At 61.8% G+C, this 25,887-nt stretch carries 24 protein-coding genes; 12 read left to right on the forward strand and 12 right to left on the reverse strand.

Annotated elements, in window-relative coordinates:
* Both glyS and glyQ read right to left on the reverse strand, forming a co-directional pair.
* Positions 1 to 2,055 carry a glycine--tRNA ligase subunit beta gene (glyS, locus tag F6S08_RS00945; protein WP_065926815.1) on the reverse strand — a complete coding sequence of 685 codons (2,055 nt, stop codon included), beginning with the start codon at positions 2,053 to 2,055 and terminating at the stop codon, positions 1 to 3.
* Positions 2,052 to 3,005: a glycine--tRNA ligase subunit alpha gene (gene glyQ, locus F6S08_RS00950; RefSeq protein WP_003187265.1), complete on the reverse strand. Its 954-nt coding sequence runs from the start codon at positions 3,003 to 3,005 to the stop codon at positions 2,052 to 2,054. Before glyQ ends, glyS begins: the two co-directional genes overlap by 4 nt.
* Positions 3,006 to 3,086: 81 nt before the next feature.
* Here glyQ and F6S08_RS00955 point away from each other — a divergent pair, with 81 nt between their 5' ends.
* Both F6S08_RS00955 and F6S08_RS00960 read left to right on the forward strand, forming a co-directional pair.
* On the forward strand, positions 3,087 to 3,644 hold the full coding sequence (locus tag F6S08_RS00955; RefSeq protein WP_065926816.1) for a DNA-3-methyladenine glycosylase I: 558 nt from the start codon (positions 3,087 to 3,089) through the stop codon (positions 3,642 to 3,644).
* 40 nt (positions 3,645 to 3,684) lie between these two features.
* On the forward strand, positions 3,685 to 4,572 hold the full coding sequence (locus F6S08_RS00960; RefSeq protein WP_315871163.1) for a lysophospholipid acyltransferase: 888 nt from the start codon (positions 3,685 to 3,687) through the stop codon (positions 4,570 to 4,572).
* 116 nt (positions 4,573 to 4,688) lie between these two features.
* Here F6S08_RS00960 and F6S08_RS00965 read toward each other — a convergent pair whose 3' ends face one another.
* The 5 genes from F6S08_RS00965 to def all read right to left on the reverse strand — a co-directional run bounded on the left by F6S08_RS00965 (position 4,689) and on the right by def (position 9,251).
* Positions 4,689 to 5,000: a tetratricopeptide repeat protein gene (locus F6S08_RS00965; RefSeq protein ID WP_065926817.1), complete on the reverse strand. Its 312-nt coding sequence runs from the start codon at positions 4,998 to 5,000 to the stop codon at positions 4,689 to 4,691.
* An 18-nt stretch (positions 5,001 to 5,018) separates the two neighbouring features.
* On the reverse strand, positions 5,019 to 6,392 hold the full coding sequence (gene trkA, locus F6S08_RS00970) for a Trk system potassium transporter TrkA (RefSeq protein ID WP_027608153.1): 1,374 nt from the start codon (positions 6,390 to 6,392) through the stop codon (positions 5,019 to 5,021).
* A gap of 22 nt (positions 6,393 to 6,414) precedes the next feature.
* The gene (rsmB, locus tag F6S08_RS00975; protein ID WP_315871164.1) at positions 6,415 to 7,725 is read right to left on the reverse strand and encodes a 16S rRNA (cytosine(967)-C(5))-methyltransferase RsmB; all 1,311 of its coding nucleotides are present in this window, start codon (positions 7,723 to 7,725) and stop codon (positions 6,415 to 6,417) included.
* Complete coding sequence (fmt, locus tag F6S08_RS00980) at positions 7,722 to 8,675, reverse strand: methionyl-tRNA formyltransferase (RefSeq protein ID WP_065946450.1); 954 nt, start codon at positions 8,673 to 8,675, stop codon at positions 7,722 to 7,724. The genes rsmB and fmt overlap by 4 nt, the downstream gene beginning before the upstream one ends.
* 69 nt (positions 8,676 to 8,744) lie before the next feature.
* Positions 8,745 to 9,251, reverse strand: a complete 507-nt coding sequence (def, locus tag F6S08_RS00985) for a peptide deformylase (protein ID WP_005783383.1) — start codon at positions 9,249 to 9,251, stop codon at positions 8,745 to 8,747.
* A gap of 254 nt (positions 9,252 to 9,505) precedes the next feature.
* Here def and dprA point away from each other — a divergent pair, with 254 nt between their 5' ends.
* Positions 9,506 to 10,609, forward strand: coding sequence for a DNA-processing protein DprA (gene dprA, locus F6S08_RS00990; RefSeq protein ID WP_065926820.1), 1,104 nt, complete (start codon positions 9,506 to 9,508; stop codon positions 10,607 to 10,609).
* Positions 10,610 to 10,684: 75 nt separating this feature from the next.
* Positions 10,685 to 11,242: an L-threonylcarbamoyladenylate synthase gene (locus F6S08_RS00995; RefSeq protein WP_027608149.1), complete on the forward strand. Its 558-nt coding sequence runs from the start codon at positions 10,685 to 10,687 to the stop codon at positions 11,240 to 11,242.
* Positions 11,243 to 11,301: 59 nt separating this feature from the next.
* Here the strand turns inward: F6S08_RS00995 and F6S08_RS01000 are convergent, their stop codons facing one another.
* Complete coding sequence (locus F6S08_RS01000) at positions 11,302 to 12,279, reverse strand: quinone oxidoreductase family protein (RefSeq protein ID WP_065926821.1); 978 nt, start codon at positions 12,277 to 12,279, stop codon at positions 11,302 to 11,304.
* A gap of 188 nt (positions 12,280 to 12,467) precedes the next feature.
* Between F6S08_RS01000 and hemF the strand changes: the two genes are divergently transcribed.
* Positions 12,468 to 13,400 (forward strand): oxygen-dependent coproporphyrinogen oxidase, encoded by a 933-nt coding sequence (gene hemF, locus F6S08_RS01005; protein WP_315871165.1) that lies wholly within the window; start codon positions 12,468 to 12,470, stop codon positions 13,398 to 13,400.
* Positions 13,400 to 14,221, forward strand: coding sequence for a shikimate dehydrogenase (aroE, locus tag F6S08_RS01010; protein ID WP_253492701.1), 822 nt, complete (start codon positions 13,400 to 13,402; stop codon positions 14,219 to 14,221). Before hemF ends, aroE begins: the two co-directional genes overlap by 1 nt.
* Here aroE and F6S08_RS01015 read toward each other — a convergent pair whose 3' ends face one another.
* From F6S08_RS01015 to betC, 3 genes are all read right to left on the reverse strand, one after another.
* The gene (locus F6S08_RS01015; protein ID WP_137211757.1) at positions 14,222 to 15,790 is read right to left on the reverse strand and encodes a SulP family inorganic anion transporter; all 1,569 of its coding nucleotides are present in this window, start codon (positions 15,788 to 15,790) and stop codon (positions 14,222 to 14,224) included.
* Positions 15,791 to 15,949: 159 nt separating this feature from the next.
* Entirely contained in the window at positions 15,950 to 16,864 is a 915-nt protein-coding gene (gene choX / locus F6S08_RS01020) for a choline ABC transporter substrate-binding protein (protein ID WP_065926825.1), read from the reverse strand.
* A gap of 16 nt (positions 16,865 to 16,880) precedes the next feature.
* Positions 16,881 to 18,395: a choline-sulfatase gene (gene betC, locus F6S08_RS01025; protein WP_074848089.1), complete on the reverse strand. Its 1,515-nt coding sequence runs from the start codon at positions 18,393 to 18,395 to the stop codon at positions 16,881 to 16,883.
* Positions 18,396 to 18,498: 103 nt separating this feature from the next.
* Between betC and F6S08_RS01030 the strand changes: the two genes are divergently transcribed.
* From F6S08_RS01030 to F6S08_RS01055, 6 genes are all read left to right on the forward strand, one after another.
* Positions 18,499 to 19,449, forward strand: a complete 951-nt coding sequence (locus tag F6S08_RS01030; RefSeq protein WP_137211759.1) for a choline sulfate utilization transcriptional regulator — start codon at positions 18,499 to 18,501, stop codon at positions 19,447 to 19,449.
* Between the two features lie 31 nt (positions 19,450 to 19,480).
* On the forward strand, positions 19,481 to 19,807 hold the full coding sequence (locus F6S08_RS01035) for a DOPA 4,5-dioxygenase family protein (protein WP_027608141.1): 327 nt from the start codon (positions 19,481 to 19,483) through the stop codon (positions 19,805 to 19,807).
* Positions 19,808 to 19,984: 177 nt separating this feature from the next.
* Entirely contained in the window at positions 19,985 to 20,950 is a 966-nt protein-coding gene (locus F6S08_RS01040; protein WP_065926828.1) for a 2-dehydro-3-deoxygalactonokinase, read from the forward strand.
* 1 nt (position 20,951) lies between these two features.
* Positions 20,952 to 21,572: a 2-dehydro-3-deoxy-6-phosphogalactonate aldolase gene (locus tag F6S08_RS01045; RefSeq protein ID WP_053127387.1), complete on the forward strand. Its 621-nt coding sequence runs from the start codon at positions 20,952 to 20,954 to the stop codon at positions 21,570 to 21,572.
* A gap of 47 nt (positions 21,573 to 21,619) precedes the next feature.
* Positions 21,620 to 22,768 (forward strand): galactonate dehydratase, encoded by a 1,149-nt coding sequence (gene dgoD, locus F6S08_RS01050; protein ID WP_003170741.1) that lies wholly within the window; start codon positions 21,620 to 21,622, stop codon positions 22,766 to 22,768.
* A gap of 115 nt (positions 22,769 to 22,883) precedes the next feature.
* Complete coding sequence (locus tag F6S08_RS01055; RefSeq protein ID WP_027608138.1) at positions 22,884 to 24,194, forward strand: MFS transporter; 1,311 nt, start codon at positions 22,884 to 22,886, stop codon at positions 24,192 to 24,194.
* Positions 24,195 to 24,230: 36 nt separating this feature from the next.
* On the opposite strand, the gene F6S08_RS01060 is transcribed toward F6S08_RS01055, so the two are convergent.
* Positions 24,231 to 25,883: an FAD-dependent oxidoreductase gene (locus tag F6S08_RS01060; protein ID WP_315871166.1), complete on the reverse strand. Its 1,653-nt coding sequence runs from the start codon at positions 25,881 to 25,883 to the stop codon at positions 24,231 to 24,233.
* Positions 25,884 to 25,887: the final 4 nt, after the last annotated feature.

Genomic DNA, 25,887 nt, shown 5'->3' on the forward strand with positions numbered 1-25,887 from the left:
TCAGCTCAGCGTCGAAATGTCAGCGATGTTGACGAACAGGCCACGCAGACGCGCCAGCATGGCGTAGCGGTTTTTCCGCACGCCGGCATCTTCGGCATTGATCATCACCGCTTCGAAGAACGCATCCACCGGCTCACGCAAGGTCGCCAGGCGTGCCAGGGCTTCGGCGTAATTGCGTTCGGCGATCAGCGGCTTCACCGCGTTCTCTGCCTTGGCAATGGCTGAGTTCAGCGAGAACTCCTTGGCGTCGGCAAACAGGCCTGGGTCGACATCGGCGTTGCCCAGGCCTTCGGCCTTGCCCAGCAGGTTCGACACTCGCTTGTTCACAGCGGCCAGGGCGTCGGCTTCCGGCAGCTTACGGAACGCCTGTACGGCTTGTACGCGCTGATCGAAGTCCAGTGCCGAACCCGGTTGCAGGGCACGTACCGACAGGTAGACGGAAACGTCCACGCCTTCGTCTTCATAACGCGCACGCAGGCGGTCGAACACGAACTCCAGCACTTGCTCGGCCAGGCCGGCTTGCTTGACCTTGCCACCGAACTGGCCGACCGCGAACACCACGGCCTGGGTCAGGTCGAGGTCGAGCTTCTTGTCGATCAGGATACGCAGCACGCCGAGGGCCGCGCGACGCAGGGCATACGGGTCTTTGCTACCGGTAGGCAGCATGCCGATACCGAAGATACCGACGAGGGTATCCAGCTTGTCGGCGATGGCCACGGCCGCACCGGTCAGGGTGGTCGGCAGCTCGGCGCCGGCGCCACGCGGCATGTACTGCTCGTTCAGCGCCAGCGCGACATCGTCCGCCTCGCCATCGTTGAGGGCGTAGTAGTAACCGGCAACGCCCTGCATCTCCGGGAACTCGCCGACCATTTCGGTGGCCAGGTCGCACTTGGACAGCAAGCCTGCACGCGCAGCCCAGGCGGCATCACCGCCGATGCGTGGGGCAATGTAGGCCGCCAGCTTGGAAACGCGCACGGCCTTGTCGTAGACGCTGCCGAGTTTTTCCTGGAATACCACGTTCTGCAGGCGCAGGTTGAAGTCTTCGAGTTTCTGCTTCTTGTCTTGCTTGAAGAAGAACTCGGCGTCAGTCAGGCGCGGACGCACGACTTTCTCGTTACCGGCGATGATCTGCTGCGGGTCCTTGCTTTCGATGTTGGCCACGGTGATAAAGCGCGGCAGCAACTTGCCGTCCACGTCCAGCAGGCAGAAATACTTCTGGTTGTCCTGCATGGTGGTGATCAGCGCTTCCTGCGGCACATCGAGGAAACGTTCTTCGAACGAGCACACCAGCGGCACCGGCCATTCAACCAGCGCGGTCACTTCGTCGAGCAGGCTTGGCGGCACGATGGCGGTGCCTTCCTGCAGGCGGGCGAGTTCTTCGGTGCGCTTGCTGATCAGCTCGCGACGCTCGTTGGCATCGGCCAGCACGTAGGCAGCACGCAGATCGGCGGCATAGTTAGCCGGCGAAGTGATGCGCACCGCTTGTGGATGGTGGAAGCGATGGCCACGGGAATCACGGCCAGCTTTCTGGGCGAGGAGGGTGCAATCGATGACCTGGTCACCGAGCAGCATCACCAGCCACTGGGTCGGGCGTACGAACTCTTCCTTGCGCGCGCCCCAGCGCATGCGCTTGGGAATCGGCAGGTCGTTCAGGGAGTCTTCGACGATGGTCGGCAACAGGCTGGCGGTGGGCTTGCCTGTGATGACCTGGCTGAAACGCAGTTTCGGACCGCTCTGGTCGATCTCGCTCAGCTCCACACCGCACTTCTTGGCGAAGCCCAGTGCGGCTTGGGTCGGGTTGCCTTCGGCGTCGAAAGCCGCCTGGCGTGGCGGGCCGTCGAGGTTGATGCTGCGGTCCGGCTGCTGGGTTTCCAGCGCGGTCAGCAACACGGCCAGGCGGCGCGGCGCGGCGTAGACTTTCTTCGCTTCAAACTTCAGGCCGGCGCTCTGCAGGCCTTTTTCGATACCGGCCAGGAACGCATCGGCCAGGGTATTGAGTGCCTTGGGTGGCAGCTCTTCGGTGCCCAGTTCAACCAGGAAATCTTGAGCACTCATTGTGCAGCCTCCAGCTTAGCCAACACTTCATCACGCAGGTCCGGGGTGGCCATCGGGAAGCCCAGCTTGGCGCGAGCCAGCAGGTAGGCTTGGGCGACGGAACGCGCCAGGGTGCGTACACGCAGGATGTATTGCTGGCGCGCGGTTACCGAGATGGCACGGCGGGCGTCCAGCAGGTTGAAGGTATGGGAGGCCTTCAACACCATTTCATAGCTCGGCAACGGCAGCGGCTGGTCGAGTTCGATCAGGCGCTTGGCTTCGCTTTCATAGAAGTCGAACAGTTCGAACAGCTTGTCGACGTTGGCGTGTTCGAAGTTGTAGGTCGATTGCTCCACTTCGTTCTGGTGGAACACATCGCCATAGGTCACTTTGCCGAACGGGCCGTCAGCCCACACCAGGTCGTAGACCGAATCCACGCCCTGCAGGTACATGGCCAGGCGCTCGAGGCCGTAGGTGATCTCGCCGGTCACCGGGTAGCACTCGATGCCACCGGCCTGTTGGAAGTAGGTGAACTGGGTGACTTCCATGCCATTGAGCCAGACTTCCCAGCCCAGGCCCCAGGCGCCGAGGGTGGGCGACTCCCAGTTGTCTTCGACGAAACGGATGTCGTGCACCAGCGGGTCGAGGCCCACGTGCTTGAGCGAGCCCAGGTACAGTTCCTGGAAGTTGTCCGGGTTCGGCTTCAGGACTACCTGGAACTGATAGTAGTGCTGCAGACGGTTCGGGTTTTCGCCGTAGCGGCCGTCAGTCGGGCGACGACTGGGCTGCACATAAGCGGCGTTCCAGGTTTCCGGGCCGATGGCCCGCAGGAATGTAGCGGTGTGGAAAGTGCCGGCGCCTACTTCCATATCGTAGGGCTGAAGTACCACACAACCTTGCTCGGCCCAGTATTGCTGGAGGGCGAGGATCAAGTCTTGGAAGGTACGCACGGCTGGCGTAGGCTGGCTCACGAAATTCACCTGTTACTTGGGCTGCGATTTAAAGAGCGGGAGTATACCCGATTCGGCCGCGCCACCATCCCCTGGAGCCTTATGCCACGCTGCTTTTGGTGTTCTGAAGATCCGCTGTACATGGCTTATCACGATCAGGAGTGGGGAACGCCGCTGCGCGATGCGCAGGGTTTGTTCGAGTTGCTTTTGCTCGAAGGGTTCCAGGCGGGCCTGTCCTGGATCACCGTTTTACGCAAACGCGAGCATTATCGAAAGGTCTTGTTTGGTTTTGATGCCCGGCGTCTGGCACAGCTGACCGATGCCGAGATCGAAGCGCTGATGCTTGACCCTGGCATTGTGCGTAACCGCCTCAAGCTCAACGCCACCCGGCGCAACGCCGCAGCCTGGCTGGCGCTTGAAGATCCGGTGGGGTGGCTCTGGTCGTTTGTCGGCGGCGTGCCCAAGGTCAACCATTTCAAGGACCGCAGCGAAGTGCCTGCGATTACGCCGGAGGCTGAAGCCATGAGCAAAGCACTCAAGAAAGCCGGCTTCACCTTTGTCGGCCCGACCATCTGTTACGCGTTCATGCAGGCCTCGGGCATGGTCATGGACCACACCCAGGACTGCGACCGTTACGCGGACTTGGCCAACGCCGGTTAGAATGGCGGCTTTGCGCACCACACACGATCAGGAGTGACCTGTGGAAAAGTTTAAAGGCGCCTTGCTGGTAGGCGCTCTTCGGTTGTTTGCCCTATTGCCCTGGCGCGCGGTTCAAGCGGTCGGCACGGCCATCGGCTGGATCATGTGGAAAACCCCTAACCGCTCCCGTGACACGGTGCGGATCAACCTATCTAAATGCTTCCCGGACATGGACCCCGCCGCGCGCGAGCGCCTGGTTGGCCAGAGCCTGAAGGACATCGGCAAGTCCCTTACCGAAAGCGCCTGCGCCTGGATCTGGCCGGCCCAGCGCTCCATCGACCTGGTGCGTGAAGTCGAAGGCCTTGAGGTGCTGCACGAAGCCCTGGCCTCGGGCAAAGGTGTGGTCGGCATCACCAGCCACCTGGGCAACTGGGAGGTGTTGAACCACTTCTATTGCAGCCAGTGCAAACCGATCATTTTTTACCGCCCGCCCAAGCTCAAGGCGGTGGACGAGTTGCTGCGCAAGCAGCGCGTACAACTGGGTAACCGCGTGGCGGCGTCCACCAAGGAAGGCATCCTCAGTGTGATCAAGGAAGTGCGCAAGGGCGGCCAGGTAGGTATTCCGGCCGACCCGGAGCCGGCCGAGTCCGCAGGGATCTTCGTGCCGTTCTTCGCCACCCAGGCGCTCACCAGCAAGTTCGTGCCGAACATGCTCGCCGGCCACAAGGCCGTGGGGGTGTTCCTGCATGCGCTGCGGCTGCCGGACGGTTCGGGCTACAAAGTGATCCTGGAAGTGGCGCCGGAAGACATGTACAGCACCGACACCGCCACCTCCTGCGCGGCGATGAGCAAAGTGGTGGAGCGTTATGTCGGCGCCTACCCGAGCCAGTACATGTGGAGCATGAAGCGCTTCAAGAAACGCCCGCCGGGTGAAGAGCGGTGGTACTGACCCACTGCTGACTAAATGTGGGAGGGGGCTTGCCCCGATAGCGGTGGTTCAGTCAACTATGCATTGGCTGACACACTGCTATCGGGAGCAAGCCCCCTCCCACATTTTCGATCTGCTTAGCTTTGGCGGTCGAGTTTCTTCAGGAACACCGTCATTTCTTTCTCGGCCTGCTTGTCGCCATGGGCCTGGGCCGCTTCGATGCCCTTCTCCCACGCCTGTCGCGCCGCGGCGTTATCACCCTGCCCCAGCTGCGCCTTGCCCAACAACTTCCACGCCGCCGAATACTTCGGATCGAACTCGACGCATTTGTGCAAATGCTCCGCCGCCTTGGCATTGTCCTTCAGGTCCAGATAACCCTTGCCCAGCCCAAAGCGCAGCAGGGAATTATCCACACCCTTGGCGAGCATTTTTTCCAGGGATTCGAGCATGTCGGTCACTCCGGTTGATCAGAAAAAGCTCAATCCCACGTGGAACAGCTTCTCCACATCGCGGATATGTTTTTTATCCACCAGGAACAGGATCACGTGGTCACCCGTGGCGATCACCGTGTCGTCGTGGGCGATGATCACTTCCTCATCACGAATGATTGCGCCAATGGTGGTGCCCGGCGGCAGGCCTATATCGCGGATGGCCTTGCCGATCACTTTGCTCGACTTCGAATCACCGTGGGCAATCGCCTCGATGGCCTCCGCCGCCCCCCGGCGCAGGGAGTGCACGCTGACGATATCGCCCCGGCGCACGTGGGCAAGCAAGGTGCCGATGGTGGCCAGTTGCGGGCTGATGGCGATGTCGATATCGCCGCCCTGGATCAGGTCGACATAGGCCGGGTTGTTGATGATGGTCATGACCTTCTTGGCCCCCAGCCGCTTGGCCAGCAAGGACGACATGATGTTGGCCTCGTCATCGTTGGTCAGGGCCAGGAAGATATCCGCGTCGGCGATGTTTTCTTCCATCAGCAGGTCGCGGTCCGAGGCACTGCCTTGCAGTACGACCGTGCTGTCCAGGGTGTCGGACAAATGCCGGCAGCGTGCCGGGCTCATCTCGATGATTTTCACCTGGTAGCGACTCTCGATCGCTTCGGCCAGGCGCTCGCCAATCTGCCCGCCGCCGGCGATGACGATGCGTTTGTAGCTCTCATCGAGCCGACGCATTTCACTCATGACGGCACGAATATTCGCTTTGGCAGCGATGAAGAATACTTCGTCATCGGCCTCGATCACCGTATCGCCCTGGGGCAGGATCGGCCGGTCACGTCGGAAAATCGCGGCTACGCGGGTTTCCACATTCGGCATGTGTTCACGCAGTTGACGCAATTGCTGACCCACCAGCGGTCCACCGTAGTAGGCCTTCACCGCCACCAGTTGCGCCTTGCCGCCGGCGAAGTCGATCACCTGCAAGGCGCCCGGGATTTCGATCAGGCGCTTGATGTAGTGGGTGACGACCTGTTCCGGGCTGATCAGAACGTCCACGGGGATGGCGTCGTTATCGAACAGGCCGGCGCGGGTCAGGTAGGCGGCTTCACGCACCCGGGCGATCTTGGTCGGGGTGTGGAACAGGGTGTGGGCGACCTGGCAGGCGACCATATTGGTCTCGTCGCTGTTGGTGACCGCGACCAGCATGTCGGCGTCGTCGGCACCCGCCTGACGCAGCACGGTGGGAAACGACGCCCGGCCTTGTACGGTGCGGATATCCAGGCGGTCGCCCAGGTTGCGCAGGCGCTCGGCATCGGTGTCGACCACGGTGATGTCATTGGCTTCACTGGCCAAATGTTCGGCCAGTGTGCCGCCAACCTGCCCTGCTCCAAGGATGATGATTTTCATCCGGTCACTCCCTTAAACCCGTTCAGCCGCGTGCGGCGGCGATCTTGATCAGTTTGGCGTAGTAGAAACCATCATGCCCGCCTTCCTGCGCGAGTAACTGGCGGCCATGGGGCTGCTTGATACCGGCTGCCGTGGCGAGGTCCAGTTCCCGCGCGCCGCTGGTGCGGGCGAGAAAGGCTTCGATCACCTCGGTATTTTCGGTGGGCAAGGTGGAGCAGGTGGCGTAAAGCAGGATGCCGCCGACTTCGAGGGTCGGCCACAGTGCGTCGAGCAGTTCGCCTTGCAGCACCGCCAGGGCGGTGATGTCGTCGGGTTGGCGGGTGAGCTTGATGTCCGGGTGACGGCGGATCACACCGGTGGCGGAACACGGCGCGTCAAGCAGGATGCGTTGGAACGGTTTGCCGTCCCACCAGGTGGCGGTGTCGCGGCCGTCGGCAGCGATCAGCTCGGCGCTGAGGCCCAGGCGTGCGAGATTCTCCCGTACACGCACCAGACGCTTGGCTTCCAGATCGACCGCCACTACACCGGCCAGGTCCTTTTCAACTTCGAGGATGTGACACGTCTTACCGCCTGGAGCACAGCAGGCGTCCAGTACACGCTGACCGGGAGCCAGGTCGAGCAGGTCGGCGGCCAGTTGCGCGGCTTCGTCCTGCACACTGATCCAGCCTTCGGCGAAGCCCGGCAGGCTGCGCACGTCGGTGGCCGCTTCCAGCACAATGCCGTCGCTGCTGTACGCGCAGGGCGTAGCGTTAATACCTGCGCTCGTCAGCAAGTGCAGATACGCATCACGGCGGTGATGGCGGCGGTTGACCCGCAGGATCATCGGCGGGTGCGCGTTGTTGGCCGCGCAAATGGCTTCCCATTGCTCGGGCCAGAAGGCCTTCAGGGATTTTTGCAGCCAGCGCGGGTGAGCGGTGCGCACCACCGGGTCATGTTCCAACTCGGCCAGCAGCGCTTCGCTTTCGCGCTGGGCGCGGCGCAGTACCGCGTTGAGCAGGGCCTTGGCCCAGGTTTTTTTCAGCTTGTCGGCGCAACCGACGGTTTCACCGATGGCGGCGTGGGCCGGCACGCGGGTGTAGAGCAGCTGATAGAGACCGACCAGCAGCAGCGCCTCGACATCAGCATCGGCCGCCTTGAACGGTTTTTGCAGCAGCTTGGCTGCCAGCGCCGACAACCGTGGTTGCCAGCGGGCGGTGCCGAAGGCCAGGTCCTGGGTGAAACCACGATCGCGGTCTTCGACCTTGTCCAACTGCGTGGGCAGCGAACTGTTCAGCGAAGCCTTGCCGTTGAGTACGGCGGCCAGGGCCTTGGCGGCGGCCAGACGTGGGTTCATTGGGTTGCCACCCCGAGGATCGTGCCCAGGGAAAATTTCTCACGGCGACTGTTGTACAAATCGCTGAAACTAAGCGCCTTGCCACCGGGCAATTGCAGACGGGTCAGGCACAGCGCCTGTTCGCCGCAAGCGACCAGCAGCCCCTCCTTGCTGGCACCGATGATTTCACCGGGTGTGCCTTTGCTGTCGGCCAAGGTCGCGGCCAACACTTTCAAGGCCTCGCCATTGAGGGTGCTGTGGCAGATCGGCCACGGGTTGAAGGCACGCACCAGGCGTTCCAGCTCCACAGCCGGGCGGCTCCAGTCGATGCGGGCTTCGTCCTTGTTCAGCTTGTGGGCGTAGGTGGCCAGGCTGTCGTCCTGCACCTCACCTTGCAGGGTGCCAGCGGCGAGACCGGCAATGGCCTGGATCACGGCGGGCGGGCCCATTTCGGCGAGGCGGTCGTGCAGGCTGCCACCGGTGTCTGCGGCCGTGATCGGGGTGGTGACTTTGAGCAGCATCGGGCCGGTGTCCAAACCCGCCTCCATGCGCATCACCGTCACGCCGCTTTCGCTGTCGCCTGCCTCCACGGCACGTTGGATCGGCGCCGCACCGCGCCAGCGTGGCAGCAGTGAGGCGTGGCTGTTGATACAGCCTAGGCGTGGAATATCCAGCACGACCTGGGGCAGGATCAAACCGTAGGCCACCACCACCAGCAAGTCCGGTTGCAGCGCCGCCAGTTCAGCCTGGGCCTCGGCGTTGCGCAGGGTCGGCGGTTGCAGCACGGGGATGTTGTGCTCAAGCGCCAACTGCTTGACCGGGCTTGGCATCAGTTTTTGCCCGCGACCGGCCGGGCGATCCGGCTGGGTGTACACCGCGACGATGTCATAAGGGCTGGCAAGCAGGGCCTTGAGGTGTTCGGCGGCAAATTCAGGCGTGCCGGCAAAAACAATGCGCAATGGCTCGGTCATGGGAGGTCTCGGTTAAAAGCAGTCACAAAAGAAAAAGGCTTGCCGCAGCAAGCCTTTGGAAGGAGGGCATCAAGCTTGCTGGCGATGCTTTTTTTCCAGCTTCTTCTTGATCCGGTCGCGTTTGAGCGTGGACAGGTAATCGACAAACAGCTTGCCGTTGAGGTGGTCGCATTCGTGCTGGATGCACACGGCCAGCAGGCCTTCGGCAATCAGTTCGAACGGCTTGCCATCGCGGTCGAGGGCCTTGATCTTCACGCGCAGCGGGCGCTCGACGTTCTCGTAGAACTCCGGTACCGAGAGGCAGCCTTCCTGGTATTCGCCCATCTCGTCGGTCAACGGTTCGAACTCGGGGTTGATATACACCCGTGGTTCGCTGCGATCTTCCGACAGGTCCATGACCACGACGCGCAGATGCACGTTGACCTGGGTGGCGGCGAGGCCGATACCAGGCGCTTCATACATTGTTTCAAACATGTCATCGACCAGCTGACGAACCTTGTCGTCCACTACGGCCACCGGCTTGGCGATTGTGCGCAGGCGCGAGTCGGGGAATTCGAGGATGTTCAAAATAGCCATAAGCGTAATTGCTGCACATGTGAGGTAAAGGCAAATCGGCGGTGGGAATGGACCCATACGGCCGGTGTGAAACGCCCGAAAGCCGCGAAGGCCCTGGCATTTCACGCGAACGCACATAATAAAGGAGATTCACCCCATGAGGAAATCGCTACTTATCCCCCCGTTTCGAGACTGCCCCTCGACCGTAATAAATAGCCTCCTAAATAAGTTACCAACAGAGTTATCCACAGCTTGTTCCGGTCAAGGATGATCAGATGCTTTCGAAAAACTGCAATGAAATTTCCCCTTCAGAACTGGAAGCCCGCCTACGCCTGCACAGGCTGCCGGAGGTAGGCCCGAAGCGTTTTCGGTTGTTGATCGAAGCGTTCGGCAGCGCTTCAAAGGCCATCGGTGCCCCGGCCAGCGCGTGGCGCTCCTTGGGGTTGTCACCCATCAGCGCCGATGCCCGCCGTAGCCATGAGATCCGCGACGGTGCCAGTCAGGCGTTGGCCTGGTTGGAACGTCCGGACCAGCATTTGCTGATGTGGGACCAACCTGAGTACCCGGCACTGCTCGCCCAGATAGATGACGCCCCGCCGCTTTTATTTGTCGCCGGCGACCCCGGGATCCTGGAAAAACCGCAACTGGCGATGGTCGGCAGCCGCCGTGCATCCCGCCCCGGCATGGACACGGCCGCTGCATTTTCCCGCAGCCTGGCGAGCGCCGGTTTTGTCATCACCAGTGGCCTTGCGCTGGGTATCGACGGTGCGGCCCATCAAGCCGCTTTGGATGTGGGGGGGCATACAATCGGCGTACTCGGCACGGGCCTGGAAAATCTTTATCCACAGCGCCATCGACGGCTTGCGGCGGCGATGATTGCCCAAGGCAGCGCAGTGGTTTCCGAGTTTCCGCTGGACGCCGCGCCCCAGGCCGGTAACTTCCCCCGGCGCAACCGCATCATCAGCGGCCTGTCCCTGGGCGTGCTGGTGGTGGAGGCCAGCATGGCCAGCGGCTCGCTGATCACTGCCAAGCTCGCGGCCGAGCAAGGGCGCGAGGTGTATGCAATCCCGGGCTCCATCCATCATCCCGGGGCCAAGGGGTGTCACCAGTTGATCCGTGATGGTGCGATGCTGGTGGAAACCATTGAACACATCCTCGAAGGCTTGCGTGGTTGGCAGGCATTGTCGCGCCCGGCGCCGATGCCTGTGATACATCCGTTGGTGGCGCTGTTGCACGCGGCGCCCCATACCAGCGAAGCCCTGGCGCTGGTCAGTGGGCGGCCGTTGGCCCAGGTATTGGCGACCCTCACGGAGTTGGAACTTGAAGGCCTGGTGATCTGCGAAAGCGGGCGCTGGCTTGCGCGTGGCCAGCTTTTGTAGCGGCCAGCTTTTTGGAACTAGGTTTTGTAAAGAAGATCGGTAAACTGCCCAGAGCTTTAGTCCGGAGAGTGAACAATGGTCAACAGGTGGCGTGTGCTGGAAGCCGCACGAGAAATTCGCGCAGGCGCGGTGATTGCCTATCCAACCGAAGCGGTCTGGGGCCTGGGTTGCGATCCATGGAACGAAGAGGCGGTGGATCGGCTGCTGGCGATCAAGAACCGTTCGGTGGACAAGGGCCTGATCCTGGTGGCAGACAATATTCGCCAATTCGACTTTCTGTTCGAAGACTTCCCGGATACCTGGATCGAACGCATGGCCAGCACCTGGCCCGGACCGAATACGTGGCTGGTGCCGCATCAGGATTTGTTGCCGGAATGGGTCACCGGTGTGCACGACACGGTGGCGCTACGGGTGAGCGATCATCCGCTGGTACGGGACTTGTGCGCGCTGGTGGGACCGTTGATTTCCACCTCAGCCAACCCCCAGGGCCGCCCGGCGGCGCGCACGCGCATTCGTGTGGAGCAGTACTTTCGCGGGCAGGTGGATCTGGTTCTGGGTGGTGCCCTGGGTGGGCGCAAGAACCCGAGCCTGATTCGCGATTTGGCAACGGGTGAGGTGGTGCGGCCTTCCTGAGACCGCGTCGCGCCTATCGGGGGGCAAGTGGAATCGTTGCACCGCCCCCGAAGAGGCCCTCAAGGCAACAGAATGGTCGACCCAGTGGTACGCCGCCCCGACAACTCCGTCTGTGCCTTCGCCGCGTCCGCCAGCGAATACCGCTGGTTGATATCAATGCGCACCTTGCCGCTCTTGATCATCGAAAACAGATCATCCGCCATCACCTGCAAGTTCGCCGGATTGTTGGCGTAGGTCGCCAGGGTCGGCCGTGTCACGTACAGCGAGCCTTTGGCCGCGAGTATCCCCAGGTTCACCCCATCCACCGCGCCCGACGCGTTGCCAAAGCTCACCACCAGGCCACGTGGCGCCACGCTGTCCAATGAGGTCAGCCAGGTGTCTTTGCCGACGCCGTCGTAGACCACAGGCACCTTTTTGCCGTCGGTCAATTCCAGCACGCGCTGTGCGACATTTTCCTTGCTGTAGTCGATGGTTTCCCACGCGCCGAGAGATTTGGCCAGGGCGGCTTTTTCTGGCGAGCTCACGGTACCGATCAGCTTCACGCCCAGTGCCTTGGCCCATTGGCAGGCCAGGGAGCCCACGCCACCGGCGGCGGCGTGGAACAGGATGGTCTCGCCACCTTTGAGCTCATAGGTCTGGCGCAGCAGGTATTGCACGGTCAGGCCCTTGAGCATGGCGCCGGCGGCTTGTTCGAAGCTGATGTCGTCCGGCAGGTGTACCAGGTTGGCGGCAGGCAGCACGTGCAATTCGCTGTAGGCCCCGAGTGGGCCGCTGCCGTAGGCCACGCGGTCGCCGACTTTAAATTGCGTGACTTCGCTGCCCACCGCATCAACCACCCCGGCGCCTTCTGCGCCCAGCCCCGATGGCAGGGCCGGCGGCGCGTAAAGGCCACTGCGGAAATAGGTATCGATGAAATTCAGGCCAATCGCCTCGTTACGCACTCGAACCTGCTGCGGGCCCGGCTCTGCCGGTGTGTAGTCCACATATTCAAGTACGTCGGGGCCGCCATGGGCGCTGAACTGGATACGTTTGGCCATCTGCACTTCTCCTGAGGTCGAATTCGCGTAGCCCCCTATCGGACTCCTAAGCTTGATCTTCGTCAACTGTGGCGCTCCTAAGTGCAGTGCTATGTGCAGTGCTATCTAAGCGCAGTGGTATCCTGTGCGCCCATTTGCCGCCGACGCCCTGTGGCTTCGCGTAGCTTTGCCCGATTCAAGGTGATGTCATGACTACTCGCACCGAGGCTGTCAAAGCCTACCTGCTCGACCTGCAAGACCGCATTTGCAGCGCCCTGGAAACCTTCGAGACGGACACTCGCTTTATCGAAGACGCCTGGACCCGGCCTGCCGGCGGCGGCGGTCGCACCCGTGTGATCGAGAACGGCTCGGTCATCGAAAAGGGCGGCGTTAACTTTTCCCACGTGTTCGGCAGCGGCCTCCCACCGTCAGCCAGTGCGCATCGCCCCGAGCTGGCCGGTCGCGGGTTTGAAGCCCTGGGCGTGTCGCTGGTGATTCATCCGCACAACCCACACGTGCCGACGTCCCACGCCAACGTGCGTTTTTTCATCGCCGAAAAAGAAGGCGAAGAGCCGGTGTGGTGGTTCGGTGGCGGCTTCGACCTCACGCCCTACTACGGCAACGAAGAAGACTGCATTCACTGGCATCGCGTGGCCGAGCAGGCCTGCGCGCCGTTTGGCCCGGACGTTTACTCGCGCTACAAGGCCTGGTGCGATACCTACTTCCACATCAAGCACCGCAACGAGCCCCGTGGTATCGGCGGCCTGTTCTTCGACGACTTGAACGAGTGGGACTTCGACACCTGCTTCGCCTTCATCCGCGCCATCGGCGACGCCTACATCGACGCCTACCTGCCGATCGTGCAACGTCGCAAAGCCAGCGCGTATACCGAACAGCAACGCCAGTTCCAGGAATTGCGTCGCGGCCGCTACGTTGAATTCAACCTGGTCTACGACCGTGGCACCCTGTTCGGCCTGCAATCGGGCGGGCGTACCGAGTCGATCCTGATGTCGCTGCCGCCCCAGGTGCGCTGGAGCTACGACTGGAAAGCCGAGGCCGGCAGCGAAGAAGCACGCCTAACCGACTACTTCCTGCAAGACCGCGATTGGCTGGGCATCGCCGCGCCTAAGGCGGCTGTTTGATGGATCGTTATGTGGTGTTCGGCAACCCCATCGGCCACAGCAAGTCGCCGCTGATTCACCGTATGTTCGCCGAGCAGACTGGCGAACAACTGGACTACAGCACCTTGCTCGCGCCGCTGGAGGATTTCACCGGCTGTGCCCGTGAGTTTTTCCAACAGGGCCGAGGTGCCAACGTCACCGTGCCGTTCAAGGAAGACGCCTATCGCCTGGCCAACAGCCTCACCGAACGCGCCCAGCGCGCCGGGGCGGTGAACACCTTGAGCAAACTCGCTGACGGTACGTTGCTCGGCGACAACACCGACGGCGCCGGCCTGGTGCGTGACCTGACGGTAAACGCCGGCTTGAATCTGCAAGGCAGACGCATCCTGTTGCTGGGCGCGGGTGGCGCGGTAAGGGGCGCGTTGGAGCCGTTGCTGGCTGAACGTCCCGCTTCGTTGATCATCGCCAACCGTACCGTGGAAAAAGCCGAATTGCTCGCCGAGCTGTTCGACGACCTGGGCCCGGTGTCCGCCAGTGGTTTCGACTGGCTGCGTGAGCCGGTGGACGTGATCATCAATGCCACGTCCGCCAGCCTGTCAGGCGATGTACCGCCGATTGCCGGCAGCCTGATCGAACCGGGCAAGACGTTTTGCTACGACATGATGTACGCCAAGGAACCGACTGCGTTCTGCCGTTGGGCCAGTGAGCAAGGCGCAGCCGTGGCGATGGATGGCCTGGGCATGCTGGTGGAGCAGGCGGCCGAAGCGTTCTTTCTGTGGCGTGGTGTTCGTCCGGATTCGGCGCCGGTGTTGGCTGAACTGCGCCGGCAGTTGGCGCAGTAATCAATCTTCAAACTGGATGGGGCATTTATCGGCCCCCTCCAGTTTTTTCAACTCGTCCACCACCTGCGGCCTGGCGCGGCGCAATGTCAGGCTACGGCCCAGCCCGCTTAAACGACGCGCCTCCTGGTGCAGCATCTCCACCCCGGAATAGTCGATAAAGTTGATCTGCTGCGCCTCGATCACCACCCGTTCACCCTGCAAGCTTTGCAGGCGTACTTGCAGGTAATGGCTGGCGCCAAAGAAGATCGACCCACCGACGCGCAACACATCCTCTTCCCCATCACGCCATTGCTGTACCCGTGGCTGCGACGTGCGCTTAAGGTAGAAAAACAACGACGCCAACACCCCCGCATAAATCGCCGTTTGCAACTCCAGCAACAAGGTGGCGACACAGGTCAGGCTCATCACTACGAACTCTGCGCGGCTCACGCGGAACAACGCACGAATACCCCGACGATCCACCAGGCCCCAGGAAATCAGCAAGATGCTGGCGGCCATGCTCGGGATCGGAATATGTGCGATCAATGCGGCGCCAAACAGCGCAAACAATGCCACCCATACTGCGGAAAACACCCCGGCCAACGGCGAACAGGCGCCCGACTCATAGCTGAGGCCGGAGCGGGTGAACGACCCTGCCGACAGATACCCGGAGAAAAATCCGCCAGCGATATTGGATAAACCCTGGGCGCGAACTTCCTGGTTGGCATCGAGCAATTGTTGCGAACGGGCCGACAGCGAACGGGCAATCGACAGGCTGGTCACCAGCCCCAGCATGCCCACCGCAACGGCGCTGGGCAGCAGGCGCAGGATCATGTCCGGATCCAGCGGCAGCGGGCTGAACGGTGGCAGCTTGCCGATAAACGAACTGACGAGCGCCACATGCCCGAACATCGCCGGCCATAGCCACGTTGCCAGGCTACCCAGGGTCAGTGCGATCAGTAGCGTTGGCCAGCGAGGCACAAGGTATTTGAGCAACGCGCCCACCAGCAAAGTACCGAGTCCAAGGGCGAGGGAGGCGTGGTCCCACTCGCCAGCGTGGTCGATCAGCGCCAGCAGGCTATTGATCGCTGTGGCCTGGCTCGGTAAATCCAGGCCAAGCAGATTGGGCAGCTGCCCGAGGGCGATCACCACGGCGGCACCGAGGGTGAAACCCAGCACCACCGAATGCGAGACGAAGTTCACCAGCGCGCCAAAGCGCAGCATGCCCAGCAGCCACTGGAATACCCCGGCGAGGAATGTCAGCAACAGGATCAGGGTGATGTAGTCCTGAGACCCCGGCACGGCCAACGGGCTGACGCTGGCGTACAGCACGATGGAAATCGCTGCCGTGGGGCCACAGATCAGGTGCCAGGATGAACCCCACAGGCAGGCGATCAGCACCGGGATGATGGCGGCATACAGACCGTACTCCGGTGGGAGACCGGCGATCAGCGCGTAGGCAATCGACTGGGGCAGCGCGAGCACGGCACCGCTGAGGCCGACCAGCGCGTCCCGGCCGACGCTGGCGCGGGTTTGACGCGGGAGCCAGCGGAGGAAGGGGAAGAGTGTATGGCGGTTGGGCCGGGGCATTTATAACTCGGCTGAAAAGGTTTGACTCAGGGTATCAGTACACACTGGTCCTTGTGGGAGGGGGCTTGCTCCCGATATAGGTGGACCCGTCTAAATCTCTCTGACTGGCACTCCGCTATCGGGAGCAAGCCCCCTCCCACATTGGAATAGCGCAAGGCCCTAGAGTTTGGCCTTTACTGCCGGCAACGCGTCCTTGCCATCCACGGTTTTCACACCGTCGAGCCATTTGTCCAATACAGCCGGGTTCGCCTTGATCCACGCCTTCGCCGCGTCGGCATTGCTGACCTTGTTGTTGGCCACCTCAGCCATGATGCTGTTCTCCATCTCCTGGGTGAAACTCAGGTTGGTCAACAGTTTGCCAACGTTAGGGCAGGCCTGCGCATACCCTTTGCGGGTCAAGGTATACACACTGCCGGTGTCACCGAAGTATTTCTCGCCGCCTTTGAGATAGTGCATTTTCAGTTGCACGTTCATCGGGTGCGGTGTCCAGCCGAGGAAGGTGACGAATTTCTGCTTCTTCACCGCCCGTGACACTTCCGCCAGCATTGCCTGCTCGCTGGACTCGATCAGCTTCCACTGGCCAAGGTCGAAGTCATTCTTCTTGATGATCTCCTGCAGCGAGATATTTGCCGGCGCGCCCGAGCCGATGCCGTAGATCTTCTTGTCGAACTTGTCGGCGAATTTGTTCAAGTCGGCAAAGTCATGCACCCCGGCATCCCACACATAATCCGGCACGGCGAGAGTGAACTCGGTGCCGTCGAGGTTCTTCGCCAACTGCACCACATCGCCGTTGGCCACGAACTTGTCGTAGAAGCCCTGCTGCGCCGGCATCCAGTTACCCAGGAACACATCCACCTGGCCGTCCTTGAGCCCGCCGAAGGTGATCGGCACCGCCAGGGTGTCGACCTTGGCCTTGTAGCCCATGCCGTTCAGCAGGAAACCGGTAATGGCGTTGGTGGCGGCAATGTCGCTCCAGCCTGGATCGGCCATCTTCACGGTCTCACAGCGGGTGTCCGCATACGCATTGGCACTACTTAGCACCAACATGCCCACTACTGCAGTTAACTTTTGCATGGCCTTCCCTCTGTATTTATTGGTTTTGGCAGGGTTGTGGATAACGTGCCTTGCGCTCCAGGTCGTCGAGGTCGATATGGTTGCGCATGTATTGCTGACTGGCGTCCACCAGTGGCTGGTGATCCCAGCTCTTCAGCTTGCCTTGGGTCAGCGCCTCGAATACCAGGCGACGACGGCGTTGGCTGGCGAGCACCTGCTGGTGGATCGCCGGGATGTCCCACTTGGCCCGCGCCTCATTCAAAAACGCCTCGAACAGTGGCCGGTGTTCCGGTGACTGGCTGAGGTCTTCCCGCTCGTGCGGGTCGTTGTGCACATCGAACAGTAGACAAGGGTCGTCTTCGCTGTAGATGAATTTGTAGGCGCCACGGCGAATCATCATCAATGGGCTGATGGTGCCTTCGGCCATGTATTCGCCAAAGACTTCGTCATGCCCGCCCTGCCCCTGCAAGTGCGGGACCAGCGAGCGGCCGTCCAGGGGCAGGCGCGGGTCCAGCTCGCCGCCGGCCAGTTCCACCAGGGTCGGCAGCAGGTCGGCGGTGGACACTGCCTGGGTTACGCGGCCCGGCGCAAATTGCCCCGGCGCACTGACCAGCAGCGGCACGCGGGCGGCCATTTCAAACCAGTGCATTTTGTACCAGAGGCCGCGTTCACCGAGCATGTCGCCGTGGTCGCCGGAGAAAATGATGATGGTGTCGTCGGCCAGGCCGGTGTCTTCCAGGGTCTGCAGCAGCTTGCCGACATTGCTGTCGATGTAGCTGCACGCGCCGAAGTAGGCGCGGCGGGCGTCGCGAATTTTATCCACAGGCAGCGGCTTGTCCCACAGGTCATAGACCTTGAGCAGACGCTGGGAATGCGGGTCGAGATCTTCCTGGTTCGGCGTTGCAGGCAAAGGGATGTCGTTGTCGTCGTACAGGTCCCAGAACGGCTTGGGAATGGTGTACGGGTCGTGGGGATGGGTCATCGACACGGTCAAGCAGAACGGTTGGTCACCGTCTTCGCGGATGTGGTCGAACAGGTACTGCTGGGCCTTGAACACCACCTCTTCGTCGAAATCCAGCTGGTTGGTACGCACGCACGGGCCGGCTTGCAGCACCGAGGACATGTTGTGGTACCAGGTGGGGCGTACGTCCGGCTCATCCCAGTTCACCGCCCAGCCATAGTCGGCGGGGTAGATGTCGCTGGTCAGGCGTTCTTCATAGCCGTGCAGTTGGTCGGGACCGCAGAAGTGCATCTTGCCCGACAGCGCGGTGCGATAACCGAGGCGCCGCAGGTAGTGGGCATAGGTCGGCACATCGGCGGGAAAATCCGCCGCGTTGTCGTAGGCGCCGATCTTGCTCGGCAATTGGCCGCTGACCAGGGTGAAGCGTGAGGGGGCACACAGTGGGCTGTTGCAATAGGCCGCGTCGAACACCACGCCCTGTGCGGCGAGGCGGCTCAAATTCGGCAGCTTGATGGAGGAAGGTCCGTAGAACGGCAGCATCGGCGCGGCCATTTGATCGGCCATGATGAAAAGAATGTTCTTGCGCTTCATGGGTCTTCGGCATTCCATAGGCAGTGTTTATGCGAATGAGCATGCAGCCCATGTAAAATGGGGTAAAGCCCATGACGAGCAATGTCTAGGATAAGCGCAGCTTATGTATGAAGCCCTTGGAGACCTGTCCCTCGACCTGCTACGCGCATTCGAGGCGGCCGCGCGCCATCGCAGCTTTACCGCCGCTGCGATGGAGCTGGGTACCACTCAGCCGGCGATCAGCCAGCAGATCAAGCGCCTTGAAGAACAACTGACGATCCGCCTGTTTGACCGCATCTATCGGGGCATCGAACTGACCGACGCCGGCGCCCTGCTGTTCGAGCATGTGCAAGGCGGTTTGCAGAACATCAACCAGGGCCTCAGTGTGATTACCCAGCAGGACCAGCACGAAGTGCTGCAAGTGGCCACAGACTTTGCGTTCGCCGCCTATTGGCTGATGCCGCGCCTGCATCGCTTCCACGCCGCCAACCCGCAGGTGGACGTGAGCCTGGTGACCAGCGAGCGCAACCACGCGACACTGCGCAGTGACATCGATGTGGCAGTGCTGTTTGGCGATGGCCGCTTCAAGCAGGGCGACAGCCTTTGGCTGTTCAACGAGGAAGTGTTCCCGGTGTGCAGCCCGCAATGGCTCAAGGAGCAGGCCAGGCCTTTGACTGTGCACACCTTGCCCGACTACCCGTTGCTGCACCTGCGCCAGGAAAACAACAGCCAGTGGTTCGACTGGAGTGGTGTATTCCGCGAGCTGGGTATCACCGCCGCACCCACGCCCGGCCAGCTGCGATTCGACAACTACACCTTATTGATCCAGGCAGCGATTGCCGGCCAAGGGGTGGCGATCGGCTGGCGCCATTTGGTGGATAACCTGCTGGAACAGAACTGGTTGTGCCGACCGATCGGCAACACGGTGATTTCGCGCTTTGGCTATTACGTGGTGCAGCCCCAGCGCAAGCGGCGTGGGCAGTTGGTCGAACGTTTCGTCGACTGGTTGCAGGCAGAACAGGCCAGCAGCGCGCAGTCCCTGACCGGACTGGCCCTGCCATCGATTGCGGTCTAGGATTTGCCGCACATTGGATCCGGAGTCCGTCATGCAACGTATCAAGGGCTACCATGCCCATATCTACTTTGACGCCAGCACCATCGACCAGGCGCGCACCCTATGTGAAGACGGCGCGAAACTGTTCCCGCTGCGCATGGGCCGTGTGCATGAACGGCCCGTAGGCCCGCACCCGGACTGGAGCTGCCAGCTGGCGTTCGATGCCGAATACATTGGCGTGGTGCTGCCGTGGCTGGCGCTGCATCGCAATGGGCTGGTGGTGTTCCTGCACCCCGAAACCGGCGATGAGCTGAAGGATCACACCGATCACGCGATCTGGATGGGTGCGATGCGCGAGCTGGACCTGTCGGTTTTTTAACCTCCCCTTATCAGATAAAAACCGCCCCTTCCCGCAGTAAAAGGCGAGGAAGTTGTAGGATTTATCTTGTCTTGTCTCAATATATGGGACTGTTATTTATATATTGAGATATTGCCGGCCATAGGTTTATATTCGCCCATCTGCTTTTTTCAGCACCCACTCATTTCAGGTGAAGCGATGCAGGCGCAATTGATCGCGCTCGATTGGGGGACCAGCTCCCTTCGTGCTTATAAACTCGGGCCCGCAGGCGTCGTGCTGGAACAGCGCTCGCTGGCGTCGGGCATCATGCATTTGCCCAGTGAGCCCCGGGACATCGGCGGTGTGCACTGCAGCGATGGCTTCGAGTTGGCGTTCGATGCGGCATGCGGCGACTGGCTCGACGCCCAACCCCATCTTCCAGTGATCGCCTGCGGCATGGTCGGCAGCGCCCAGGGCTGGAGCGAGGCGGCATATCGCAATACGCCGGTCGACGTCGCCAGCCTGGGCCAGGCGTTGCACACGGTGCGCAGCCTGCGCGGCGTCGATGTGCGTATCGTGCCCGGCGTGATCGAGCAGGTCGGTTTGCCCAATGTGATGCGCGGTGAAGAAACCCAGGTGCTGGGTGTGCTGCAAAGCCTGTCGGCCAACGGTGAAATGTTGATCGGCCTGCCCGGCAGCCATTCCAAATGGGTCGAGGTGGTGGAAGGTTGCATCACCCACTTCGATACCTTCATGACCGGTGAACTGTTCGCGGTGCTGAGCAAGCACAGCCTCCTGGGGCGTACGCAAAAGGTATCCGCGCAGTTCCAGGCCGAGGCTTTCGACCGCGGCGTTCAAGTGGCGCTCTCGAACGATGGCCAGCGCGGCGTGCTGTCGACCTTGTTCAGTGCGCGCACCCTGGGCCTGACCGCCGAACTCACCCCTGAGCAGCAGCCCGATTACTTATCCGGCCTGCTGATCGGCCATGAACTGGCCGGCTTGCCAGCCAGTGCACGGCACATCCCCATCATCCTGGTGGGCGCTGGCCCGCTTTGCGTGCGCTACCAACGCGCCCTCGCCCTCTGCGGTTTCGCCCACGTCAGCCTGGCGCAGGAAGCGACCGAGCGCGGCCTGTGGCAACTGGCAGTGGCCGCCGGGCTCACTCAACCTGCAACGGAGGCCTGACATGCTCAAGCAAGCACTGGCACAAAACGGTTTGATCGCGATCCTGCGCGGTGTGCGCCCGGACGAAGCCCAGGCGGTCGGCCAGGTGCTGTACGACGCCGGTTTTCGCGTGATCGAAGTCCCGCTCAACTCGCCGGACCCTTACACCAGCATCCGCACCCTGCGCGACAGCCTGCCCGCCGATTGCCTGATCGGCGCCGGTACGGTGTTGACGCCTGCGCAGGTCGAGCAGGTGAAAGCCGCTGGTGGCCAAGTGATCGTCATGCCCCACAGCGATGCCAAGGTCCTGCGCGCCGCCAAGGCCGCTGGCCTGTACCTGTCGCCGGGGGTGGCCACGCCCACCGAGGCGTTCGCCGCGCTGGATGAAGGCGCCGACGTGTTGAAGCTGTTCCCGGCCGAGCAAATGGGCCCTTCTGTGATCAAGGCGTGGCTGGCGGTATTGCCGGCAGGCACGTTGCTGCTGCCGGTGGGCGGCATTACCCCGGACAACATGCAGGTGTTTATCGACGCCGGCGCCAAGGGGTTCGGGCTGGGTTCCGGGTTGTTCAAACCGGGTATGACAGTGGATCAGGTAGCGAGCCGCGCCCAGGCTTATGTCGCCGCCTGGAAAGCCCTGAGCTGAGATCAAGTTCCGCGCCCCTGGCGCTGCATCTATAAGAGAGATAACAGATGAAAATCACCAAACTGACGACCTTTATCGTCCCGCCGCGCTGGTGCTTCCTCAAGGTCGAGACCGACCAGGGCGTGACCGGCTGGGGTGAGCCCGTAGTCGAAGGCCGCGCTCACACCGTGGCTGCGGCGGTCGAGGAACTGTCCGATTACCTGATCGGCAAGGACCCACGCAATATCGAAGATATCTGGACCGTGCTCTACCGCGGCGGCTTCTACCGTGGCGGCGCCGTGCACATGAGCGCCCTCGCCGGCATCGACCAGGCGCTTTGGGACATCAAGGGCAAGGCCCTGGGCGTATCGGTCAGCGACCTGTTGGGTGGCCAGGTACGCGACAAGATTCGCGTGTACTCGTGGATCGGTGGCGACCGCCCGGCCGACACCGCCCGCGCCGCCAAAGAGGCCGTGGCCCGTGGCTTTACTGCGGTGAAAATGAACGGCACCGAAGAGTTGCAGTTTGTCGACAGCTTCGAAAAAGTCGACCTGGCCCTGGCCAACGTCGCGGCCGTGCGCGATGCGGTCGGCCCTAACGTCGGCATCGGCGTCGACTTCCATGGCCGTGTGCACAAGCCCATGGCCAAGGTGCTGATGAAAGAACTGGACCCGTACAAACTGATGTTTATCGAAGAGCCGGTGCTCAGCGAAAACTACGAAGCCCTCAAGGAACTGGCGCCGCTGACCAGCACCCCGATTGCCCTGGGCGAGCGTCTGTTCTCGCGCTGGGACTTCAAGCGCGTGCTCAGCGAAGGCTACGTCGACATCATCCAGCCGGACGCTTCCCACGCGGGCGGTATCACCGAAACCCGCAAGATCGCCAACATGGCCGAAGCCTACGACGTGGCCCTGGCCCTGCACTGCCCGCTGGGCCCGATTGCCTTGGCGGCGTGCCTGCAACTGGATGCGGTTTGCTACAACGCGTTTATCCAGGAGCAAAGCCTGGGCATTCACTACAACGAGAGCAACGACCTGCTCGACTACGTGCGCGACCCGGGCGTGTTCGACTATGACCAGGGCTTTGTGAAAATCCCCAACGGGCCGGGCCTGGGGATCGAGATCAACGAGGAATACGTGATCGAACGCGCAGCCATCGGCCATCGCTGGCGCAACCCGATCTGGCGCCACGCCGACGGCAGCTTTGCCGAGTGGTGATGTCTGCCTGAAAGAACGCGGTCAAACATGTGGGAGAGGGCTTGCCCCCTCCCACATGTTGATCCGGTTTCTGCAGAAGTCCCTTCCTCAACAAATATAAGAAGAGGCACCTACCATGCAACCTGAATCCTTGAGCGGGCAGGCTTCTTTAGTCACGCCTACCCGAAAGCGCTACTTCATCATGGTGCTGCTGTTTATCACCGTCGTGATCAACTACCTCGACCGCAGCAACCTGTCGATTGCCGCCCCGGCGCTGACCAGCGAACTGGGTATCGACCCGGTACATGTCGGGCTGATTTTCTCCGCGTTCGGCTGGACGTACGCCGCCATGCAGATCCCCGGCGGCTGGCTGGTGGACCGGGTGCCGCCGCGTATCCTCTACACCGCCGCCCTGTTGCTGTGGTCTATCGCCACCGTGATGCTCGGTTTTGCCGCCAGCTTCATTGCGCTGTTTGTGCTGCGCATGGCGGTGGGTGCCCTGGAAGCACCGGCTTACCCCATCAACAGTCGCGTGGTCACCAGCTGGTTCCCCGAGCGTGAGCGCGCCACGGCCATTGGCTTCTACACCTCCGGGCAGTTTGTCGGGCTGGCGTTCCTGACGCCGGTCCTGGCCTGGTTGCAGCACCATTACGGCTGGCACATGGTATTTGTCGTGACCGGTGGCGTGGGCATTCTGTGGGCGGCAATCTGGTATGCCCTGTATCGCGAGCCCCGTGATTTCAAAGGCGTCAACGCCGCTGAAATCGAATTGATCCGCGAAGGTGGCGGGCTGGTGGACTTGAGCGCACAAGCGAGCAAGAGCAAGGCGCCCTTCAGCTGGGTCGACCTGGGCATCGTCCTGAGCAAGCGCAAGTTGTGGGGTATCTACCTGGGGCAGTTCTGCCTGAACTCCACGTTGTGGTTCTTCCTGACCTGGTTCCCGACCTACCTGGTGAAATACCGCGGCATGGACTTCATCAAGTCCGGCATGCTCGCGTCACTGCCCTTCCTCGCGGCTTTCGTCGGCGTGCTGTGTTCGGGGTTGTTTTCCGACTGGCTGATCCGCCGTGGCGCCTCGGTGGGGTTTGCCCGCAAGTTGCCGATCATCAGCGGCCTGTTGATCTCTACGGCGATCATTGGCGCCAACTTCGTCGAATCGACACCGTTGGTCATCGCCTTCCTGGCCCTGGCGTTCTTCGGTAATGGCCTGGCCTCGATCACCTGGTCGCTGGTCTCGACGCTTGCCCCGGCACGTCTGCTGGGACTGACCGGCGGGGTGTTCAACTTCATCGGCAACCTGGCGGCGATTGCCACGCCGATCGTCATCGGTTTCCTGGCCAGTGGCGATTCGTTTGCGCCGGCGATCACCTACATCGCCGTGCTGGCGCTGTTGGGCGCACTCTCCTATGTGCTGCTGGTGGGCAAGGTCGAGCGGATCGAGCTGTAAGCAGTGGGCGGCCTGCGGGCCGCCCGTTGGCCGGGCTCAGGGCACCGACATTTCGTTACGGAACACATTCGAAGGATCCCAGCGTTGCTTGGTTCGGCGCAGGCGGTTCTCGATGATCGTGTTGGGGAAGAAAATTCCATACCACAGAGGGTTCCTGGGGTTCGCGGGATTGCCACCGAGGTGGGTCATGTCCAGGTCGGGGTAGTTGATGTAGCAGCCCTCGAACTCAGGGTCATTGGGAACACCGTTGGTGAATGCAGCGTAATAGAGGCTGCGGATCCAGTCGGCATGGGCGCGGTCGATGGCGTCATCGTCGGCGTGCCAGTAACACTGCGGTTGCCATTTGAGGTACGAGGAGCGTTGCGCGGCTGACGTCTGCGCCAGGATCGGGCCGTCCATCTGGTTGATGCGCCCGCCGAACGACTGGATCTGGATCAGGCTCTGGGTCAGGTATTGCTCGGGGTCCGGCAAGGTCAGCGTCGTCCAGATCGCGTCCAGCACGCGCTGTGTAAACCCGCCTTTCTGATACGCCGATTTATACCGCCCGCGCTGATTGTCACCGGAACCGTTGAGCGATTGGGTGGCGTACAACCAGTCCAAACGCCTGGCGGCCTCATGGGCACTCTGCAGGGAGTCGACCCAGCGGCCCTTTTGCCCGCCACGTGGCTGATGCACGACGTGGAACGGCAGGAGCGACTCCGTCGCACCGACACCCACCGCGGCCTGCATGCTGCTGACAAAGTCGTCGAAAGGCGCCAGGTCATCGAGCTTCCCGTCCTTGTCGACGTAGTGGATGCCCAGGGTCACGTTGCCAGTGTTCAGATGACGCATTTCCAGTTTGGTGGCCAGGCCCCAGGTTGCCGGGTCGGCCTGATGGTCCACGAACCAGTTTTGATAGGCGTGCAGCAAACGTTCGAGGGCGGCGCGTGTGAGGTCTGACCAGTCCCATTCCAATGGCAGCCAAAGCACTTCGTCCGGGGCTGGCGGCAGCGTCTTGAAATAGTAACTGGTGATGATGCCGAACTGCCCACCACCGGCGCCGCAACAGGCGGCGAACAGGTCCAGCTCATCAGTGTCGAGGCTGTTACGGGAGACATGGACAGGTTCAAGACCCGAGCCGGGTCCATTGGCGACCAGCAAGTCGACGCCGTCCAGCCAGTCGCAGACCAGCCCGTATTTACGCGACAACAACCCATAGCCGCCGCCGCAGATATGCCCGCCCAGTCCCACCGAATAGCAGGATCCACTGGGCAGCGCCTTGCCTGCCAATTTGTACAGCGCGACGCTGGTGTCCCAGTTCTGGCAGCCGGGCTCCAGGCGGAATGCATAGCGATGGGGCGAAGCGGGTACCAGCACTGAGCTGATCAGGCCGTTGGGGTCGTAGGCCAATTGGTTGATCTGGCCGATGTCCAGGATCGACAACACCTCGCCTGGCACATCCGGCATCTTGTTAGAGACAAATCCTTCATAGCAATGCCCGCCGCTGCGCACCGTGATACGGCCATTGGGCACAGCCAGGGCCTGGGCGGCTGCGTCGATGATGTCTTGTGGGGTGTGGCAGAGGTAGATCTGGCTGGCGCCGTTGGGTGAAGACTCGCCCTGGACGTTGCCCAATGGCCAGCGCAGGTTGAAACCCTTTTGCAACGTGGAATGACGACGGTCCGAGGGGGTGATGAGATCAAATGCCATGATG

This window comes from Pseudomonas sp. JV449, assembly GCF_032424295.1.
Lineage (GTDB): Bacteria > Pseudomonadota > Gammaproteobacteria > Pseudomonadales > Pseudomonadaceae > Aquipseudomonas > Aquipseudomonas marginalis.